This window comes from Streptomyces sp. HUAS MS02, assembly GCF_055702265.1.
Window position 1 is genome coordinate 1282081 of record NZ_CM146747.1, and the last position, 16762, is coordinate 1298842.

At 68.7% G+C, this 16762-nt stretch carries 19 protein-coding genes and 2 pseudogenes; 6 read left to right on the forward strand and 15 right to left on the reverse strand.

Annotated features, from left to right (window positions below; all coding sequences use genetic code 11):
- The first annotated feature begins 131 nt into the window (after positions 1–131).
- A complete protein-coding gene (locus ACZ9QC_RS05505; protein ID WP_472919091.1) occupies positions 132–1181 on the forward strand; it encodes a sulfotransferase family protein in 1050 nt (349 codons plus the stop codon).
- A gap of 110 nt (positions 1182–1291) precedes the next feature.
- Here ACZ9QC_RS05505 and ACZ9QC_RS05510 read toward each other — a convergent pair whose 3' ends face one another.
- Positions 1292–1603 (reverse strand): YunG family protein, encoded by a 312-nt coding sequence (locus ACZ9QC_RS05510; RefSeq protein ID WP_472919092.1) that lies wholly within the window; start codon positions 1601–1603, stop codon positions 1292–1294.
- An 11-nt stretch (positions 1604–1614) separates the two neighbouring features.
- Between ACZ9QC_RS05510 and ACZ9QC_RS05515 the strand changes: the two genes are divergently transcribed.
- The 3 genes from ACZ9QC_RS05515 (at position 1615) to ACZ9QC_RS05525 (ending at position 2732) form a co-directional block, all read left to right on the forward strand.
- Positions 1615–1797, forward strand: a complete 183-nt coding sequence (locus tag ACZ9QC_RS05515) for a hypothetical protein (protein WP_472919093.1) — start codon at positions 1615–1617, stop codon at positions 1795–1797.
- 204 nt (positions 1798–2001) lie between these two features.
- A complete protein-coding gene (locus tag ACZ9QC_RS05520; protein WP_472919094.1) occupies positions 2002–2541 on the forward strand; it encodes a hypothetical protein in 540 nt (179 codons plus the stop codon).
- Positions 2535–2732 (forward strand): hypothetical protein, encoded by a 198-nt coding sequence (locus tag ACZ9QC_RS05525; protein ID WP_472919095.1) that lies wholly within the window; start codon positions 2535–2537, stop codon positions 2730–2732. The genes ACZ9QC_RS05520 and ACZ9QC_RS05525 overlap by 7 nt, the downstream gene beginning before the upstream one ends.
- A gap of 30 nt (positions 2733–2762) precedes the next feature.
- Here the strand turns inward: ACZ9QC_RS05525 and ACZ9QC_RS05530 are convergent, their stop codons facing one another.
- From ACZ9QC_RS05530 to ACZ9QC_RS05555, 6 genes and pseudogenes are all read right to left on the reverse strand, one after another.
- Entirely contained in the window at positions 2763–3077 is a 315-nt protein-coding gene (locus ACZ9QC_RS05530) for an integrase core domain-containing protein (RefSeq protein ID WP_472921605.1), read from the reverse strand.
- Positions 3058–3225 (reverse strand): annotated as a pseudogene (locus ACZ9QC_RS05535) (IS30 family transposase); the annotation flags it as partial. The pseudogene ACZ9QC_RS05535 and the gene ACZ9QC_RS05530, both read right to left, overlap by 20 nt.
- 92 nt (positions 3226–3317) lie before the next feature.
- Positions 3318–3530: pseudogene (locus tag ACZ9QC_RS05540) on the reverse strand (SDR family NAD(P)-dependent oxidoreductase); the annotation flags it as partial.
- Between the two features lie 60 nt (positions 3531–3590).
- A complete protein-coding gene (locus ACZ9QC_RS05545) occupies positions 3591–4787 on the reverse strand; it encodes a fructose-specific PTS transporter subunit EIIC (RefSeq protein ID WP_472919096.1) in 1197 nt (398 codons plus the stop codon).
- Between the two features lie 240 nt (positions 4788–5027).
- Positions 5028–6242, reverse strand: coding sequence for a chymotrypsin family serine protease (locus tag ACZ9QC_RS05550; RefSeq protein WP_472919097.1), 1215 nt, complete (start codon positions 6240–6242; stop codon positions 5028–5030).
- 392 nt (positions 6243–6634) lie between these two features.
- Positions 6635–9007, reverse strand: coding sequence for a helix-turn-helix transcriptional regulator (locus ACZ9QC_RS05555; protein ID WP_472921606.1), 2373 nt, complete (start codon positions 9005–9007; stop codon positions 6635–6637).
- Positions 9008–9296: 289 nt separating this feature from the next.
- Between ACZ9QC_RS05555 and ACZ9QC_RS05560 the strand changes: the two genes are divergently transcribed.
- Positions 9297–9695: an ABC transporter permease subunit gene (locus ACZ9QC_RS05560; protein ID WP_472919098.1), complete on the forward strand. Its 399-nt coding sequence runs from the start codon at positions 9297–9299 to the stop codon at positions 9693–9695.
- On the opposite strand, the gene ACZ9QC_RS05565 is transcribed toward ACZ9QC_RS05560, so the two are convergent.
- A complete protein-coding gene (locus tag ACZ9QC_RS05565; RefSeq protein ID WP_472919099.1) occupies positions 9692–10261 on the reverse strand; it encodes a flavin reductase family protein in 570 nt (189 codons plus the stop codon). The genes ACZ9QC_RS05560 and ACZ9QC_RS05565 overlap by 4 nt on opposite strands.
- 193 nt (positions 10262–10454) lie before the next feature.
- On the opposite strand from ACZ9QC_RS05565, the gene ACZ9QC_RS05570 reads away from it, so the two are divergent.
- A complete protein-coding gene (locus tag ACZ9QC_RS05570; protein WP_472919100.1) occupies positions 10455–10937 on the forward strand; it encodes a TetR/AcrR family transcriptional regulator in 483 nt (160 codons plus the stop codon).
- Positions 10938–11130: 193 nt separating this feature from the next.
- On the opposite strand, the gene ACZ9QC_RS05575 is transcribed toward ACZ9QC_RS05570, so the two are convergent.
- From ACZ9QC_RS05575 to ACZ9QC_RS05605, 7 genes are all read right to left on the reverse strand, one after another.
- A complete protein-coding gene (locus ACZ9QC_RS05575; RefSeq protein ID WP_472919101.1) occupies positions 11131–11490 on the reverse strand; it encodes a VOC family protein in 360 nt (119 codons plus the stop codon).
- Positions 11491–11522: 32 nt separating this feature from the next.
- Positions 11523–12881: an acyl-CoA dehydrogenase family protein gene (locus ACZ9QC_RS05580; protein WP_472919102.1), complete on the reverse strand. Its 1359-nt coding sequence runs from the start codon at positions 12879–12881 to the stop codon at positions 11523–11525.
- Between the two features lie 42 nt (positions 12882–12923).
- Entirely contained in the window at positions 12924–14081 is a 1158-nt protein-coding gene (locus ACZ9QC_RS05585) for a zinc-binding dehydrogenase (RefSeq protein WP_472919103.1), read from the reverse strand.
- Positions 14082–14156: 75 nt separating this feature from the next.
- Complete coding sequence (locus ACZ9QC_RS05590; RefSeq protein WP_472919104.1) at positions 14157–14681, reverse strand: SDR family oxidoreductase; 525 nt, start codon at positions 14679–14681, stop codon at positions 14157–14159.
- Between the two features lie 128 nt (positions 14682–14809).
- Complete coding sequence (locus ACZ9QC_RS05595; RefSeq protein ID WP_472921607.1) at positions 14810–15367, reverse strand: flavin reductase family protein; 558 nt, start codon at positions 15365–15367, stop codon at positions 14810–14812.
- Positions 15367–15921 (reverse strand): DUF1697 domain-containing protein, encoded by a 555-nt coding sequence (locus ACZ9QC_RS05600; RefSeq protein ID WP_472919105.1) that lies wholly within the window; start codon positions 15919–15921, stop codon positions 15367–15369. Before ACZ9QC_RS05600 ends, ACZ9QC_RS05595 begins: the two co-directional genes overlap by 1 nt.
- The gene (locus ACZ9QC_RS05605) at positions 15918–16760 is read right to left on the reverse strand and encodes a class I SAM-dependent methyltransferase (RefSeq protein ID WP_472919106.1); all 843 of its coding nucleotides are present in this window, start codon (positions 16758–16760) and stop codon (positions 15918–15920) included. Before ACZ9QC_RS05605 ends, ACZ9QC_RS05600 begins: the two co-directional genes overlap by 4 nt.
- Between the last annotated feature and the right edge of the window lie 2 nt (positions 16761–16762).

Here is a 16762-nt window from a genome sequence, read left to right on the forward strand (position 1 = left end):
CCGGGCGGTAACCAGCACGTCGGAGCGGACTACTCCGGGACATTTGACCCTGTGATTTCGCCAGCCGGTCGACTAGCGTCTTCCGGTACTTGGGCAACCTGCATGCGAAGAGGGCAGAGGATGGTCACCACATGAGCTTGACTTTCGTCGTCAGCACGGGACGCTGCGGCTCAACTCTGCTGTCGCGACTTCTGCGTGCGCACCCCGATATCCTGAGCATCAGTGAATTATTCGGCCTCGTCCCCATCAAAGACCGGCTGGCCGGGCACCTGGACGGGGACGATTTCTGGCGACAGATCGCTGATCCCGTACCCTTCATTGACGCCATGGTGCGCGACGGCCTCACCCTTCCGGAATTTCTCTACCCCTACACAACAGGACGGTTCAATCCGGAAACCGGTGTGCCCTTCATCAGCCACATGACCCTGCCGATGCTGACCGATGACCCGGACAGCGTCTTCGACTGGCTGGCGGCGATCGTGCCGGACTGGCCGGCCCGGCCAGTCCCCGACCACTACCGCCACTTGTTCTCCCTGCTTTCCGACAGGTTCGGCGGTACGGCGACCGTGGAGCGCACCGGCGGTTCCATCCGGGCGGTGGCGCACCTGCACAGCGCGTTTCCGGAGGCCCGCTTCATCTATCTCAGCCGGGACGGGATGGACTCCGCCCTGTCGATGAGCAAGCACGCCGGTTGCCGGATACCCGTACTCGTCGAGAGGGAGGGCTCCTGGACCCGAGCAGTCCACAATGCGGCGGATCGAGCCACTGGACAAGGTGGACGATTCCCGGCAATCGCCGCAGAACGGATCATGGAATGTGAGATTCCGCTGGCCTCGTTCGGTGACTTCTGGTCGACCATGACCCTGCAAGGCGCCGCGGAGCTGGCCCGGATACCCCTCGACCGCTGGACCACCGTTCGCTACGAACAGCTCCTGCTCGACCCCGTCGCCGGCCTCCGCCGGCTTGCACGGTTCCTCGGCGTCACTTCCTCGCCCGACTGGCTCTCTTGGGCAGCGAAGCAGGTCAGACCGGAAAGAATCGGAACATCCGTTGATCTTGCCTCGGCGGACGTGGCCGAGCTGCGCGCCGCATGCTCCCCGGGCTACGCCGCTGACGAAGCACTCCACGCCCAGCATCCGCCTACGGCTGCAGGCATCGAACACGGTCGGTCAAAGCGGTGACGACGCCACCGGGACGAGAGACCCGCCGTGACACCGCTCCTGGTTGCGGCATCATCCCGGCATGGGCGAGAGTCCGTCCTGCCGGGGCTGAGCAGACCGAGGCAACCAGCTCACCCGGGGGAAGTCGTGTCCGGTTCGATTCCGTCGGCCGGAGGCGGTAGCGTGCCCAGGTGGGCCTCGACACGGGAGCGCAGGAGTTGGTACTCCGCCCAGTGGCGGGGCAGCGGTCCAGCAGGACGCCAAACCACACAGGCGGCGCTGACCACCTGACCGCGCTGGAACTGCTCGCAGGTCAGATCGATATGCACGACCTTGATGTCCTGCCAGGAATGCTCACCGTCTGGCGACCTGCGCCCGCAGGACCGCACTCCACCCCCTGGACACCGGATCCACGGCCGGCGTCGTACCTCCAGGAGGCGCACATCAGGGAAGCATGCATCACCGGCCCCGGCCCGCGCCCGCCTCCTGGCTGGCGACCGTCTTCGAACTGCCCGGGGAACTGAACGCCGGGGCGCTGGAGCGGGCACTGCTCGGCTGGATCGACCGGCACGAATCGCTGCGCAGCCGACTGCTCCCCCACGGCGGGCCTGGTGCCGGGCCCAGGGGCGGTCGGTGAGCCGGGCGACGCTGCGGGGCGGGGACGGTTGCCATGCTGTAGCGAGGCCGTCGGCGATGTCACCGGTCAGGATCCGGGCCACGGACACGCCGGGGACCGGGCACAGGTCGGCGGCTGCGAGTGGCTCCTCGACGAGCAGGGGGCGCAGGCATTCCAGGACGCCTGCGTCAGCAAGGGCGGGAACTTCTTCGCCTGGGCGCTCGCGTGCCTGGCGATCGTGGCGCACGAGAACACCGGGCAGCAGTTCGTGCGATCGCACCGTTCCACACCCGGACCGATCCGCAGTGGGCCCAGTCGGTCGGCTGGTACGTCGGACTGGCGCCGGTCGGATTCGCGGTGCGCGGCACCGACGCCTTCCGTGAAGTGATGGCGGAAGCCGGCCTGGCGCTGAAACGCGCGAAACCCCTGGCGACTGTGCCGCTTCCCCGCATCACCGAATTGCTCGGGATGCCACTCGAACCACGGTTCATGGTCTCGTACATGGATATACGGAGAACTCCGGGCGCGGAACAGTGGGGCGAATGGCGGGCGTTCGCGCTGCGCAGCCGCCGGATACATCCCCACGAAGTGTTCCTCTGGATCATGCGCTCACACCGCAGCGTCTACCTGAGTTTCCGATACCCGGACACCGAGGGCATCAGAACCGCCGTTCCACGCTATATCGAACAGACCGGATGGCTCATGGAACAGATTGCCAATGAAGGCAGCGAAGACTGCCGAGGAAAGGAATCCGCGACATGCTGATGACACCGATCCTCGAATACGCTCCCGAACCCGGTGAACTGGTCGAATTCCCGGCACCCGCCGCAGTACTGGCGGCCACCGCCACGGCGCCCGAGCACCCGGCCCCGCCGTCCTATGTACAGGAGAACCATATCTGGCGGCGGCTGGCCAACCAGATCGCGGGCAAACGGCACTCGGGGTGGCTGGGCTGAAGTTTCCCCGTGATCTTGGACACTCGATGGTTATGCGGCGAGGGCGTGCTGTTGCCGCTGCCTGGTCTCAGCTGGGGTGAGGTAGCCGAAGATCTTGTGCTTGCGCAGGCGGCGGCGGTTGTAGAAGGTCTCGATGAAGGTGAAGACCTCGGCGCGGGCAGTGGCCCGGTCGGGCCAGGTCCGGGTTCCGATCTCCTCCTTGAGCAGGGCCCAGAAACTCTCCGCGGCGGCGTTGTCGAAGCATGATCCGGTGCGCCCGCAGCTCTGCCGCAGTCCCAACTCACGTATTCGATCCTGGAATTGGGTCGATGTGTACTGGGCGAGTTCAACTGGTGGTTGCAACACCGGGCCGTTGTAGCGAGCGTAGCTGTTCCTCGAACACCTCCGCCGGGGTCTTCCAGCCGAGGATTTTGCGGGGCCGGTTGTTGATGGCCAGGGCGACGGCTTCGAGGTCCGCGGACGACCACCGGGAGAGGTCTGTGCCTTTCGGGAAGGGGACCTGTCCCCGAGTGGTGGACAGGTCCCGTTGACGATGGTTCCCGAGCGCTGCGCCGGCATGTGCGGCAGGACCAGCTGGGGCAGGCGCGCTGCGCCGAACACGTTGACCTCGAACTGTTCCCTGGCCTCCTGCAGGGGGACGTCCTCGACGGCGCCGTAGGAACCGTAGCCGGCGTTGTTGACGAGGACGTCGAGCCGGCCGGTGTCGGCGATGAGCGTCTCGACGCCTTCCCGCATGGAAGTGTCGTCGGTGACGTCCATGGCCAGCAGCCGGATCCCCAGCTCGGTCAGGTGTTGCATGCGCTGCACACGCCGCGCCGCGCCGTAGACGGTGTAGCCGGACTCGCGCAGGTGCCGCGGTCAGGCCCGGCCGGCTGCTACGGCCTTGTTGGGGGTGCGGGTGGCGGCGCGGGTGGTGCTCGTGGCCGGGGCGGTGCGGCGCAGGCTCTTGAGGCCGATGGTGAGGGCGGTGGTGGTGAGGACGCCTGCGGCGACGGCGGCGGCGAACAGCAGCGGCTCGCCGATTTGATCGGCGGCGAAGACACCGCCCTTGGGGTAACTGATCGTGTTGCCGAACTGCATGACCAGGGCGCCGGTGACGGCGCCTCCCGCCATGGAGGCCGGGATCACCCGCAGCGGGTCGGCGAGGGCGAAGGGGGCCGCGCCCTCGGGGAGGAAGGCCGCGCCGAACAGCCAGGAGATTTTGCCGTAGCGCCGCTCGGACTCGGTGAACAGACGGCGGCGCACCAGGGTGGCGAGGGTCATGGCCAGCGGGGGCACCATGCCAGCGGCCACGATGGCGGCCATGACGGTCATGTCGAGCGGGATGAACCTCGTCGGGTCGGGACCGCTCAGTTGCTGCGCGCCGAAGATGAAGAACGTTTTGGTGAACAGCCCTCCGAGGTCGGAGCAGGCCGTCAGGCCGAGGAGCAGGCCGAGGAGCAGGGTGTTCTGGAACTCCAGCCTGGCCATCTCGTTGTAGAGAAGGTTGGTCAGGACGTTGAGCAGCGACCCGACGACCACGACGGTCACGAGCGCGGTGACCAGGGCGGCCAGCAGGGGGATCAGCACGGTGGTGGTGCGCCGCAGTGCCCGCGGGAGGGGGATTCGCTGCAGGGTCAGCACGGCGGCACCGGCGGTCACACCGGCTATCAGACCGCCCAGGACGCCGCTCTGGGTGATGATGACGGCGATGCCGCCGAGGAGGCCGGGGAAGACCGCAGACCGGTCTGCCACCTGGCAGGCGACGTAGCCCGCGATGAATACGGGGAGGGTCATCAGGGTGGTGTTACCGGTCATGTACAGCATGGCGGCCCACGTCTGGGGCAGCGTCCAGTCGCCGTTGTCGAGGGCCGGCTTGGCCCACTCGACGACGTGGGGACCCTGGATGGCGTAGGCGAGGACGATCAGTCCGGCGGCGAGTGCGGTGAGGACGGCGAGGTGTGGGGTGCCGGATGCCAGGCACCGGCCGAGTCTGGTGTGGAAGTGCCGGTCCCGCACGTCGCCGCTGTCCGTCGGGTTGGCCGGGTTGGTGGTGGGGTTTGCGGAGTGGGGCATGGTGAAGCTCCAGGTATGCGCGTCTGCCGGATTGGCCGGCGGGGGCGATGCGATGGGCTGGTGTGAGGCCGGCGTCCGGGGCCCGCGCCGCCACAGGAGCGGGGCGGGCCCCGGACGTGCGATGGGGGTCAGCCTCTTTCGAAGCACGGCCTGGGTGTCGGCCGCCCAGGAGGCGGCCGACACCTTCAGCCCTGCGGCAGTCCGCCGGGCGGGGCTGTTCCCGGGGGCCTGGTCCCGAACTCAGCGGTCCGATGCATAGACGAGGTCGGCGTTTGCGGACTCGAGGACCGGGCCCAGCCTTGGGCCGAACATCGTCCAGCAGCCGCAGTTCCTCGAATTGAGGAACCGGCCTGAGTGCATGCCGGCGATGAAGGCGGCACTACCGGATCTGTCGGTCGCGTAGACGGGGGCCCCGGAGTCACCCGGGTCGGTAGTTCTGCCCGTCCAGGTCCCATTGGAGTTCCGGGTGCCTCCCTGGTCGTACGCGAACCCATTACCACCGGTAATAGTTGGTGACGCGGAGAATCTCGTGTTGCTGACGGGGTGGCCGCAGTGATTGAACGTCGTTTGACCGCTCACACACACCTTCATACCGCGCCAAACGGAAGTGCCTCCCTCGATCCACTTCTCGGTGGTGCTCGTACTGGAGCCCCCGGCCCAGATCCAGCCGCGGAAGCCGCCAGCGTTCATGACGGCCGTGTCGAGGCCGCGGAGCTCGCTTATCGTCCGGCCGAAAAAGGCGCCCGCATTGCCGTTTGACTGCCTCTGCTGATAGACATCGCCGAGTCTGCCGCAGTGCGCCGCGGTCGTCATGTACCTCGTGCCCGTGAAGACGTGCTTGATGGGGACTCCGGCCGTGCAAGTCGCATTACTGCTGCTGTTGACGATTGATGCCCCACCGTTGTAGGGCGACCCGTCGTTGAACCGATTTTCCTGGGTCTCGAAGCGGGTCCGCTGCACCTCGATCTTGCCGGGGTGGGCGTCGGCCAGCGCCTGCGTGTCGGATTCCGGAGCATCGGTGGCGACCTCCACCACGTCATCCTTCGCGTTATAGGAGACGCCGATGTGGTATTCGACCGTGCTGTCAGCGATCCAGCCTTTCGCCATGACCTCCTCCTCGAGCTGCTGCTCCTCGTCCTTGGTGAACTGGCTGATATAGCCCAGGACGTTCATACCGGCCGGGAACTCCGACTGCATCTCGCTCCCGTCGGCGGGGGGTGTGTCCGCAGGCAGCGCGACCACCGTCAGGGTGTAGTCGTCGTTTCCGTAGACCCCGAGGGGGTGGTACTTCTGGGTGACATCGTAGAGAGCCTTGAACTGATCCTGGCTCGGCGTTGCGGTGCCGTCTGTGTCGTCTGCGTATGAGACGGCGGGTGATGCCAGGGACACCGCGGCAGTCGCGGCGGCCGCGACCAGGACCGCGGCGAGGCGCCTTCTACTCGTTGTGATTCTCACTTTTCCTCTTTCTCGCAGAGGGAACCGACGGCCGGATCGGCAGGGTCGGCTCACGAAGGAGATGAATTGTGCGAACGGCGTGCGGGCCGTCGCTTTCGACCCATTGGGCCCCGGTCACCGGAGGTGACGGGGGCCGCCCGGCGGGTCGGACCGGCTCAGAAGAACGGGAGCGCTCTCATCCAAGGAGGGGCGGAAGTGCTCTCACCGGTGTCGTTCATCCGCGTGTGGCCTTAAGGGCGTGTGGCTCTCGGTGCCCGGGACGGTCTGAGCGGCACCGGCGCGCAGGTTGCGCTGTTACGAGCCCGCCCTGCGTGCTGTGCTTCATACCGCAAAGCATCGTTGCGCACCCGCTGGCGCACATGCGTAGTTCTGCGGCGGGGGTACCCAATTTCCTACAGTGTGGGTACCTGGTTCGCCCTCTGCCAGGCCGCGACCTGGGTACGGCGGCCGTAGCCGAGCTTGGCCTTGATGCTTTCCATGTGGCGGTCGACCGTGCGCGGCGACAGCACCAACTGGGCGGCGATCTGCCGGTTGGTCATGCCCTCGGCGACCAGCGCAGCGACCTGCCGCTCCCGGCGGGTGAGCGGGCACGGCGCGGTGGCGGCCGGGGCGCTGCGCCCGGTGTCGGCCGCGGTGCTCGTGTCCAGGGCGAGGGCGATGGCCCGGGCCGGGCTGTCGTGCCGGGCGCCTTCCGCAAGGGCCTTCTCGTAGCCGGCCGGGCCCAGCGCGGAGATGGCCGCTGCCTCGCACCGGGCGCGGTTCCCGCCGAATGTGGAGTCGGGGCGGGCTCCGAGGCCCCGGATCCCGCCGTGACGGGTCAGGGCGTGCACGGCGCCCAGCAGCTGTGCCGCGCGTTCGTGGTCGCCTCGGGACGCGGTGATCCAGGTGAACACTTCCAGCGCCGCCGCGGTCCCGGCGTAGTCGTTGAAGCCCCGCAGGATCTCCAGCGCGCCCCGCGTCAGCGCCGTGCCCTCTTCCTCGTCGCCATGTGCCCAGAGCACGTAGCCCAGCGCCCCCTTCGTGTAGGCCGCGTACAGGCGCTCCCCGGATGCTTCCGCCAGCAGCGCCGCGCGCCTGCCGGCCTCCTCCGCCGCGCGCGCGTCCCCGAGGATGACCTGGGCGATCACCACTTGGCACAGCCAGAACAGCCCCTGCGGTCCTTCGCCTGCCTTCTCGTGGGCGGCCAGTGCCTCCTCGTACAGGGACACGGCCTCTGCCATGCGTCCTTGGAAGGCCGCCGACGAGCCGCGGTAGCCCTGGATGTACGGCCGGACCGACGCGTCGCCCAGTCGTTCGCCCAGTTCGTCGGCCTCGTCCAGCCAGCGGTCGGCCGTCGCGAGATCTCCCTGGAGTATCGCCACCCAGGCGGCGGCCCACAGTGCCCGGGCCCGCACGGCAGTGGGTTCGGGTGCCGCCACGAGGAGACGGTTGAACTGACGACGCCCCTCGCCGAGGAACCCGTCTGCGCACCAGTGGAAGCGCAGCGCCGCGGCCAGGCGCAGCGCAGCCTGTGCATCGGCGGGATCCCCGCCCCCCTGCTCCGGCGGGTGCTGCTCCGCCGTCCCTGGCCCGGCCGGGACGGGCCCGGGCACGGCTGGGCGAGCGCTCGTCCCGAACTCCAATGCCACCCGCAAGTTGCTGTGCTCGGCACGCATCAGGGCCATGGCTTCTTCCTGGCCGGGCCCGAACCATGCCGAGACGGTGCGCTCGGCGAGGGCGAGGAAGAAATCGCGGTGCCGCCGCGACAGCCCCGGCTCATCACCCGTCTCGGCCAGCCGGGCCCGGCCGTACGTGCGGATGGTTTCCAGCAGCCGGTAGCGGGACAGTCCCTCGCGTTCACAGGTCACTACGACGGACTGGGACACCAGTCGGTCGAGGAGGTCCAGTACCTCATGGGCCGCGATGCCCTCCCCCGCGCAGACGTATTCGGCCGCGTTCAGGCTGAAGCCGCCGGTGAAGACCGACAGCCGGTTCCACAGCAGCTGTTCGGCGGGCGTGCACAGCTCGTAACTCCACTCGATCATCCCGCGCAACGTGCGCTGGCGTGGGAGCGTGGTCCTGCAGCCGCCGGTGAGCAGCGCGAAGCGGTCCTCCAGACGCTCCACGACCTGCCCGACACTCAGCGACCGCAGCCGCGACGCGGCCAGTTCGATGGCCAGGGGCAGTCCGTCGAGATCGGCGCACAGCCGGGCGGCCTCAGCCCGGTTGGCGTCGGTGACGCGGAAGTCCGGCCGGATGGCGACGGCCCGCTCCTGCAGCAGTTCGACCGCCTCGTCCGGTATCGACAGCGCGGGGACGACGAAGACGTGCTCGCCCGTGACCCCCAGCATCTCGCGGCTCGTCGCCAGGACACGCAGATGCGGACAGGCCGACAGCAGCGCCTTTGCCAGCCCCGCCGACGCGTCGATCAGGTGCTCGCAGTTGTCCAGCACGATCAGCGCCCGGTGCCGGGCCAGATGATCTGTGAGCTGTTCAAAGCAAAGCCTGTCTCCGCGGTCCGGAATCCGCAGCGCACCCGCGGTCGCGGCGGCCACCGCCGACGGGTCGCGCACCGCGGCCAGGTCGACGATCCACACGCCGTCAGGGAACGCCTTCCCGGAGGCCTCGGCGGCCGCCAGCGCCAGCCGCGTCTTGCCCACGCCGCCCGCTCCGGTGAGCGTCACCAGCCGACCGACGCCCACCAGACGGCGGATCTCGGCGACCTCGCGGCGTCTGCCGACGAAGCTGGTCAGGGCCGTGGGCAGGTTACCCACCACGGGAATCACAGTGGCCAAGGGGCGCCCCTCACACATTGACGTGCCAATTGGTTCAGAGGCTAGCAAAATGAAGAGATGCCTTGAATGTGACATTTATGGCACGGCAGTCGTGAGGTGGACACTTCGCATGATGAGGTCAAACCGCACCTCATGGTTCCGGGTGCCAGGTTCTCCCACACGGAGGGTCGGGGGCGGGCGCCATCGCCCGGCCGGGGAAGAGCAACGAACTCAGACCTCGGCCGCGACACCTTCAGCCGCCTGCTGTACGGCGGACGCATCACGCTCTTCCTACGCGGCGGTGGTCACGGCCGTGGCCCTGGTCGTGGGTGTGGCTGCGGGATTGCTCTCGGGCTATCTGGGCGGCTGGACCGACCGGTCGGTGATGCTGCTCGCCGACATCGGAATGTCGATTCCGGTGCTGGTGGTCGTGATCGTCATGCTCTCGGTGTTCCGGCAGGCCTTCGTGGTGGCCATGGCGGCGCTCGGACTGCTCATAGCTCCATCGATCGTCCGCAGCGTCCGTGCCCCGGTCCTCGCCCTGCGGGGAGAGCTCTTCGTCGACGCCGCCCGGATATCCGGCCTGTCCGCGACCCGGATCATGCTCCGGCACATCCTGCCGCGGGTGGCCGGCCCGGTGCTGGTGCAGGCGACGCGGGTGTCGACGGTGGCCCTGCAGCTCACCGTGGGCCTGGCCTAGGGCTTCGGCCCGCAGCCGCCGAATCCGACCTGGGGCTCGGTGATCGCCTCGGGTGCGCAGGTGCTGTCGTCGAGCGGATGGCTGCTGCTGTCCTCGGGCGGAGTCGTGGCCCTGGTCACGGTCTGCCTGGGTTTCGTCGGCGACGCGATCCGCGACACGGCCTGCAAGCGTGGACGGGGCGATGTCGCCGCGGGGCGGCGGCGCGCGCGGCGGGCCGCCCCGGATACGCGGGGCATCGCTTCGGCCGCACCGGCGACGGTGACCGTGCCCGAGTCGGAATCCCGTGCCGCCACGGCGCTACTGGAGGTGGCCTGCCACCGCACGCTCAGGCCCAGCCGCGGCCGGTCCCGCAACTTCGGCCACGTGGACGACGAGTCCTGCATGCACACCGAGACCAGCGGCGGCGCCATGGACACAGAGGTGAACGAGCTGACGGCCATGCCGACCGGCTCGCCGTCCACCAGGCTGGCGACCGCGGTCACGCCGCCGGGAAAACAGCCGAACGCCTGGCGCAGCCGCTGCGCATCCAACTCTTCTCGCTCGATGGCGATCGTGGTGGTGGTCATCGTCGACTCCTGGTAAGTACAGCTCGGCTTCCCGCTCCGGGGTAAGGCGGGTCCGTCTGCCGGTCTGCGAAGCGACGTTGCTGGGCATCGGCTTCTCTCCGAATGGGAATAGTTTCGTTTCGAAACTAGCCGCCCCCGCGCATTGCAACGCCCCGGTCCCCGCGACGGACTCTCGGGGTCCTCGCAACACCTGATGGCCTACGTGGTCGTCAGTAGATCACGCATACGCCGTGGCCCGGTTCACCCCGACCGCCCGGGCAGCACCCGAGATGCTGCCGTTCTCCCGGTCCAGCGCCCGGTCGTCCTCCAACTGCTGCGGGAGGTCGGCTACGAGGCGCTGACCCTGCAGGCGGTCGCCAGCCGCGGCCGGTGCAGTACGGCCACGCTCTACCGGCAGTGGCAGGGCAAGCCCAAGCTGGTCGTCGCCGCGCTCCAGCACCAGCGGATCCAGCCGGTCCCGGCGGAGCTGGACGCCCACACGGGCTCGCTGCGCGAGGCCCTGCGCGAGATGGTCCGCTGCGTCCGCCGTGCGGCGCCACCGGAGCACCAGCTCGTGGCAGGGCTTTCCCACGCCTCCCTCGGAGACCCCGAGCTGGCCACGGCAATGTGCGAGCAGTTCACCAAGCCCGCCGCGGAGATCCTGAAGCCGCCCGAGCGCGTGATGCAGAAGTCCTGACAGCCGGGACCCATGTCCCCGGGGCACGACAACCCGTCCATCGAAACGGTTGAATTCGAGCGGCGGCGCCCTACGGTAATCGAAATAGATAGGTTTCGTTTCTGTGATACCGCGGCTGCTCCCGGGCCGAGAACGACCACCTCACAGAGCCAGTGCGCACAATCAGCGACCACATGCGTTTTTCCTCCGCCGGTTAGTGGCGCTCGACGAGGCCGATGACGTGGCCTTCGGGGTCTTCGAGCAGGGAGAGCGTCGGTCCTGTGCCCATCCGCGCGGGCGGTCGGACCGTGCGACCGCCGAGGCGCTCGATCTGCTCGAGCACCGCCGCCGGGTCGTCGACCTCCACGTAGAAGGTCAGGTGACCGGCCCGGTCTTGCGGCGCGGGACCGACTCCGACATGCAGGATGCCGCGGTCGGCGTCCGGGTCGGCGAGGACGTGGTACGCACCGTCGACCACGTCCTGCACCTCCCAGCCGAATGCCGCCGTGTAGAAGCGCTGCAGTGCGTCGACGTCTTTGGCGAGGATCTCGCCGTGAGTTACTGGGTTGGACATCCTTACCCTCCGGTGGAGTGGCTTGGATCGAATCAGAGGAAGAACGGCTGCGGGTCGCCGAGGCTGCCGGCGCCGGATCGCCGCACGAACGGGTCGTACTGCGCGCCGATGTGAGTGCGGTACATCCAGACGTCGCGAAGGTAGCGCTGCATGCGCTGGCCGCGCCCGGATGCGGAGGTGCCCGCGGAGGCGAAAAGGATGTCCACGGCCTCGGCAGCCAGGTGGCCGGCCTGCATGAGCATGCAGCCGAGTTCGATGTCCATGTCGGGCGTGAAGGATATGGTGCCCGCGATGGCCTCACTGCTCAGCTCGGTGATCGTGTCGGCGACGTAGCATGCGATCGCAGTTGCCGCATCCGTCTTCGTCTTGGCGGCGCCGAAGTCGCGCTGGTAGAACGGGTCCTTGTTGCGCAGGCCGCCGCCCTGGTATGCGGTGGTCCTGGTGCGGGCGAGCCTCTCGTACTCGTCGAGGGCGGCGCGGGCTGCGCCGATCACGCTGACCACGAGCTCGAGTTGGAAGAACGAGCCGGTCGCCGCGCCCAGGTACATCGGGTTGCCGTGCAGCTTCACGCCGTGCGAGGTCGTCGAGGCCAAGAGGTCCGGGGACATGGTGATCGCGTAGTGCTCGGGCACGATCTGGTTCTCCACGGTGATGCTGTTGGAGCCGCTCGCGCGCATCCCCAGCACCGCGTCGGCGCCCCAGTTCTCGACGATCGTGAACTGGTCCTTGGGAATCAGCACCTGGAGCATCTGGGAGGGCGGAACGTCGCCGTGAGGCATCGGCGGCGCACCGGCGGGAGCACCCGGTGGGGGCCCGGACGGCGCGCCGACCGGAGCACCCGGCGGAGGACCGGGAGGCGCGCCGGGCGGTGCGTCGGCGGGTCCGCCGTCCTCGTCGACGAGCACGACGGAGACCGTGGCGTGCGTGGCGTACGGAACCCCGGACTGGTAGCGGGAGTTCGCGTTGATCAGCAGCCCGCCGGGCACGCGCTTGGCGGTGCCCGCGGGGTTGAACGCGTGGGAGGCCCGGAAGTAGCCGCTCGCGTTGTTGAACACCTCGTCCTGGGCCTTCTCCGGCCACAGCGCGGCGGTGGTCAGAGCGTGCCCCTGCCCCAGGCACAGGCACCAGGCGGTGCCTGGATCACCGCGGCCGACCTCCATTACGATCTTGGCGAAGGTGCGAAGGTCCACCTCGAGGCCGCCGTAGCGGCGCGGGGTGAGCAGCTGGTAGAAGCCCGCCTCCAGGAAGGCCTTGTGCACATCCTGGTTGTAGTGGCCAAGGGCCTCGGCCTCCTCGGCCTGGTCGCTTATCAGTTCCTGAAGCTGGGCGGCGTGCGCGACCAGCTCGGCCGGCGAACGCTCGATCGAGCGGGTCGGCGTCTGCGCTGTCATGGCGTTGATCTCCTAAATGCCGGTCAGGGTGCGGTGCGACGATCACAGCCGCGGGTCGACGGTCGCGCCGAGGACGTTGCACTCGGCGACGTCGCGGAGGGCCTCGCCGACTGCCTTCAGGGGGTAGGTGCGTTCGGCCAGCGAGGCCAGGTCGAGCTGTCCGCGCTCGGCGAGCCTGACCATCCACGGCAGGTCGCGGCGCATCAGCAGCGAGCCCATCTGGCAGCTGTGGATCGTCTTGCCGAAGTTCGAGAACTTCACCATCGGGAAACTGACCCTGGCTCCGGGCCTCGGATCGAGCCCGGCCAGCGTCAGATCGCCCGCCGACCGGGTCATGGCCCAGGCCTGCTCGGTCGCCGACGCATCGTTCGCCGCGTCGAAGACGTAGTCGGCGCCACGGCCCTGATTCACCCCGCCGGCATCCCCGGACAGCTCGCACACGGCCTCGACCGGATCCGTCTCAGCGGGGTCGATGACGGTGGTGGCGCCCATCCGCAGTGCCGCCTCCCGGCGGTGCGCCAGCGGCTCGATGGCGATGATCTGATCGGCCAGGGCCAGTCGCGCCGCCTGGATGTAGGACAGGCCGACCGGCCCGCAGCCGACGACGGCGACCACGCTGCCCGGCTCGATCCTGGCCGTGCGCAGCGCCGCGCCGACACCGGTGCACACCGGGTTGCCGATCAGCGACAACTGGTCTGCGGGCAGGTCTGTGCGCACGGGCACGAGCAGGTTGTCGAGCACGACGGCCCACTCGGCGAGGCTGCCGACGTAACCCAAGGGGTGCACGTCTACGCCGTTCGCGGTTCGAGCGGTGGCCGGGCCGAACAGGGCCATCTCGGCGCACTGGTCGTAGCGGCCCCGCTGGCAGAAGTGGCACACGCCGCAGTTGTTGTTGCCGGTCATCAGGACCCGGTCGCCCACCTTCACCCCCTCCGCGGAGGGGCCGACCTCCTCGACCACACCGACTGCGGAGTGGCCCAGGATGTGCAAGGGCAACGGCGGCAGAGCAAGGCCTGGGGGAAGGTCGGGCGGTAGGTCGGCGGGGGCGGAGGCGGGGCCGAGCAGGGTGCTCGCCTCCGAGCTGGCCACATTGGACGCTTCGATCCTGACGAGTACGTCACGCGGATGTCGCTCGAGAAGTTCGACTTCCTCCACACGAACGCCGTCCGCGTGGTCCCACACCGCTGCTGAGAACTTCACGAAAACTCCCTTGTTGCGAAGGTGGATCGGGTGACGTTCGCCCGCAGCGTTGGCGGACCGCGAGCGAACATCACGTCATGCGCGGGCCGCTCCGGCCGACGGCGCCGGGGGCGGGCCGCCGACCCAGGTGGCCGCCTCAGCGGGATCGCCGATGTCGTGCGCGTCGGATCGATCGACGACCTGGCGCAGTGAGTCGTTGAGTTCCTCGATCGTCGGCGCGACCTTGGCGTACCCGGCGGTCTGGCGGTAGCAGGTCTCTGATACTCGACCGGGATCCGCCGTGATGTTCTTGCCCGAGAACGGGCAGACGCGGTGCGCGAGCAGGGCGGCGGTCGGCGCGATCAGATCCGGACTCATGTCCTGTGCGACCGGGCCGTCCATCGCCTCCTTGCCGGGGGCCTGAACGACGTCCCACGCGATCGTGGCCGCCAGCGGTGCCAGCGCGTTGGCTCTGATGCCGAACGGGTCACCCTCGATCGCCAGCGATCTGGTGAGGCCGTAGCTGCCCGCCTTCACAGCGCCGTAGACGGAGCCGTAGCCGGAGCCGAGCGTCCCGGGCGACGTCGTGTTCACGATCCGCCCGTAGCCGGCGTCGCGCATGTGCGGCCACACCGCACGGCACATGTCATCAGCAGTCTTCCCCGGTATCTCCGGGTGCTTCCTGATTTGATCACTTGATACTCCCTGGTCGCGTCGTTGCGTTTGGGAAGAGTGGCCGTTCGGTGCGTTCAGGCGGATTGGTCGCCGGGGGCCAGTCGGCGGAATCGACTTGCGTGGAACACCAAGGGGGCACCGCCCGCGACAGTTCGCAGCCCTCTGATCTCTAGGAGGGCTATGGTGTGATCGCCCGCAGGCAGCTGGTTCCAGACACTGCAGCTGAACCAGCCGACCGCGTCGTCCAGGTACACTGCGCCGTCGTCGGCGGCGTGCCAGCTCACTCCGGCGAACCGGTCGGTCTCAGTCGAGGCGAGCTGCCGGACCTCGCGATGCTGCTGTTCGGCCAGCACACTGAGTCCGAGCCGTGCCCGCTCGCGCAGGATCGGCCAGGTCGTCGATGTGTTCTGCATACTCACCGACACCAGCGGCGGGTCGAGCGAGACGGTGGTGAACGAGCTGACCGCCATTCCGGCCGGCACGCCGTCCTGCGCCAGCGCGCAGAGCGCGATCACCCCGCTGGGGAAGCAGCCGAACGCGTCGCGCAGCCCGCGTGAATCCAACTGCTCGGAACCGGTCGGCGTCAACCAGTCATCGGGCGAGGCCAATGCACCCGTCGCGCACTCACGCATCACCGGCTCCGATTCTGCGCGCGCACCTCGCGCGCGAGGTCGAGCACGCCGGTCACCGTCGTCCAGTCACGAGCGGTCGCGGGCACCGGAAGGCCCATGATCCCGCCGATGAGCCGCGAACCGGCGAATCCGTCCGGGTACCATCCGTACAGCTCGCGTCCGATCACCGCGACTCGCTCCCGCCCCGTGGCGAGCACGGCGAGCTGTTCGACTTCGGCCTGATCGAGCGTCGTCTCCAGGAAGGCGACGTTGTAGTGCTCGGCGTCGGCGGCGGCTTCGGGGAACGGATCGCGCGCCACCGCCTCGGAGAGCTCGTCGAGGCTGCGCACGATGACGTGGATGTCCCGGTCGAAGCGCTTCTGGAGGATCTCGCCGACGCGAGCGGCCAGAACGCCGGGCTCCCCATCGTCGAGCAGCACGACGTTTCCGCTGTCCAGGTACGTGTGCACAGCGGCGAAGCCCGCCTCGGCGAGCGCCTCGCGCAGCGCCGGCATGTCCAGCATGTCGCCTGGACCGTGTCCGACGCCGCGCAGGAACGCGATCTGAACGTTCACGCCGACCTCCCGGGCTCGTCCCCGGCAGCGGGCTTGCGACCGTCGACGATCGCCATCCCGCGGTGCTGCCACGCCGTCACGTCTGTCAGGCAGCGGGCCGCCGCGTCGCGCACATCATCGACGCTGACGGCGAGCCAAGCGGCCTTCTTCCACTGAAACGCCGAGTCCAGCGGCACCTCACGGGAGCCTGCGAAGGTGATGAAGAAGCTCAGCAGCATGTCCAGCCAGACATCCTGCTCGGCCAGCGCGAATGTCGCCGCGGTCGGGCCAGGATGGAACAGCAGGATCCTGCCGCCGGGGCGGACCAGCCGACTGAGCGCCTTGAGTTCCGCGTCCGGGTCGAGCAGGTGCTCCCACTGGGAGGCGATGACGACGTCGAACGCCTCCGGCTCGTGCTTCGCGGCGATCTCGGTGTAGGGGTCGAAACGCCCCACGTGGTGGGCCTCGATCATCGGGACCATGTCGACGTATTCGGCGGTGCCTCCGGGCTGCACCTCGGCGCTGATCAGGTCGACGAATCCGACCTGATCGAGGAATTCGCCGAGCACGAGCGCCCGCTCACCGGCTTTCAGCGCCGCCTTGTCCAGCAGCACCCGCGTGAACTCCGACTGCCGCATCTGCATCCAGTTCGGCATGAACCGGTCACCGAACGGCGGGCGGGAGCTGTAGAAGTCCTGACGCAGTTCCTCGGTGGAGAAGCACTGCTTCTCCGCGGCCTGCGCGGGCGGCGGCATCGGAACGGCGATCGCCGTCCAAGCCTGCTCAAGGGTCATCGGCGGCTTCGGCGCCGGCATCGGGGGTTCGGCTATGGGGGGCGCCGACGTCTGGGGCTTGGGCATGT

Bases quoted from the DNA above. Each gene is read 5' to 3' on its own strand.
- ACZ9QC_RS05590 (WP_472919104.1), bottom strand. From the start codon at position 14,681: ATGCGCGACGCCGGCTACGGGCGGATCGTGAACACGACGTCGCCCGGG.
- ACZ9QC_RS05605 (WP_472919106.1), bottom strand. From the start codon at position 16,760: ATGCCCAAGCCCCAGACGTCGGCGCCCCCCATAGCCGAACCCCCGATG.
- ACZ9QC_RS05515 (WP_472919093.1), top strand. From the start codon at position 1,615: ATGCATCACCGGCCCCGGCCCGCGCCCGCCTCCTGGCTGGCGACCGTC.
- ACZ9QC_RS05575 (WP_472919101.1), bottom strand. From the start codon at position 11,490: ATGTCCAACCCAGTAACTCACGGCGAGATCCTCGCCAAAGACGTCGAC.
- ACZ9QC_RS05565 (WP_472919099.1), bottom strand. From the start codon at position 10,261: ATGACCACCACCACGATCGCCATCGAGCGAGAAGAGTTGGATGCGCAG.
- ACZ9QC_RS05505 (WP_472919091.1), top strand. From the start codon at position 132: ATGAGCTTGACTTTCGTCGTCAGCACGGGACGCTGCGGCTCAACTCTG.
- ACZ9QC_RS05570 (WP_472919100.1), top strand. From the start codon at position 10,455: ATGGCCTACGTGGTCGTCAGTAGATCACGCATACGCCGTGGCCCGGTT.
- ACZ9QC_RS05545 (WP_472919096.1), bottom strand. From the start codon at position 4,787: ATGCCCCACTCCGCAAACCCCACCACCAACCCGGCCAACCCGACGGAC.
- ACZ9QC_RS05580 (WP_472919102.1), bottom strand. From the start codon at position 12,881: ATGACAGCGCAGACGCCGACCCGCTCGATCGAGCGTTCGCCGGCCGAG.
- ACZ9QC_RS05525 (WP_472919095.1), top strand. From the start codon at position 2,535: ATGCTGATGACACCGATCCTCGAATACGCTCCCGAACCCGGTGAACTG.
- ACZ9QC_RS05595 (WP_472921607.1), bottom strand. From the start codon at position 15,367: ATGCGTGAGTGCGCGACGGGTGCATTGGCCTCGCCCGATGACTGGTTG.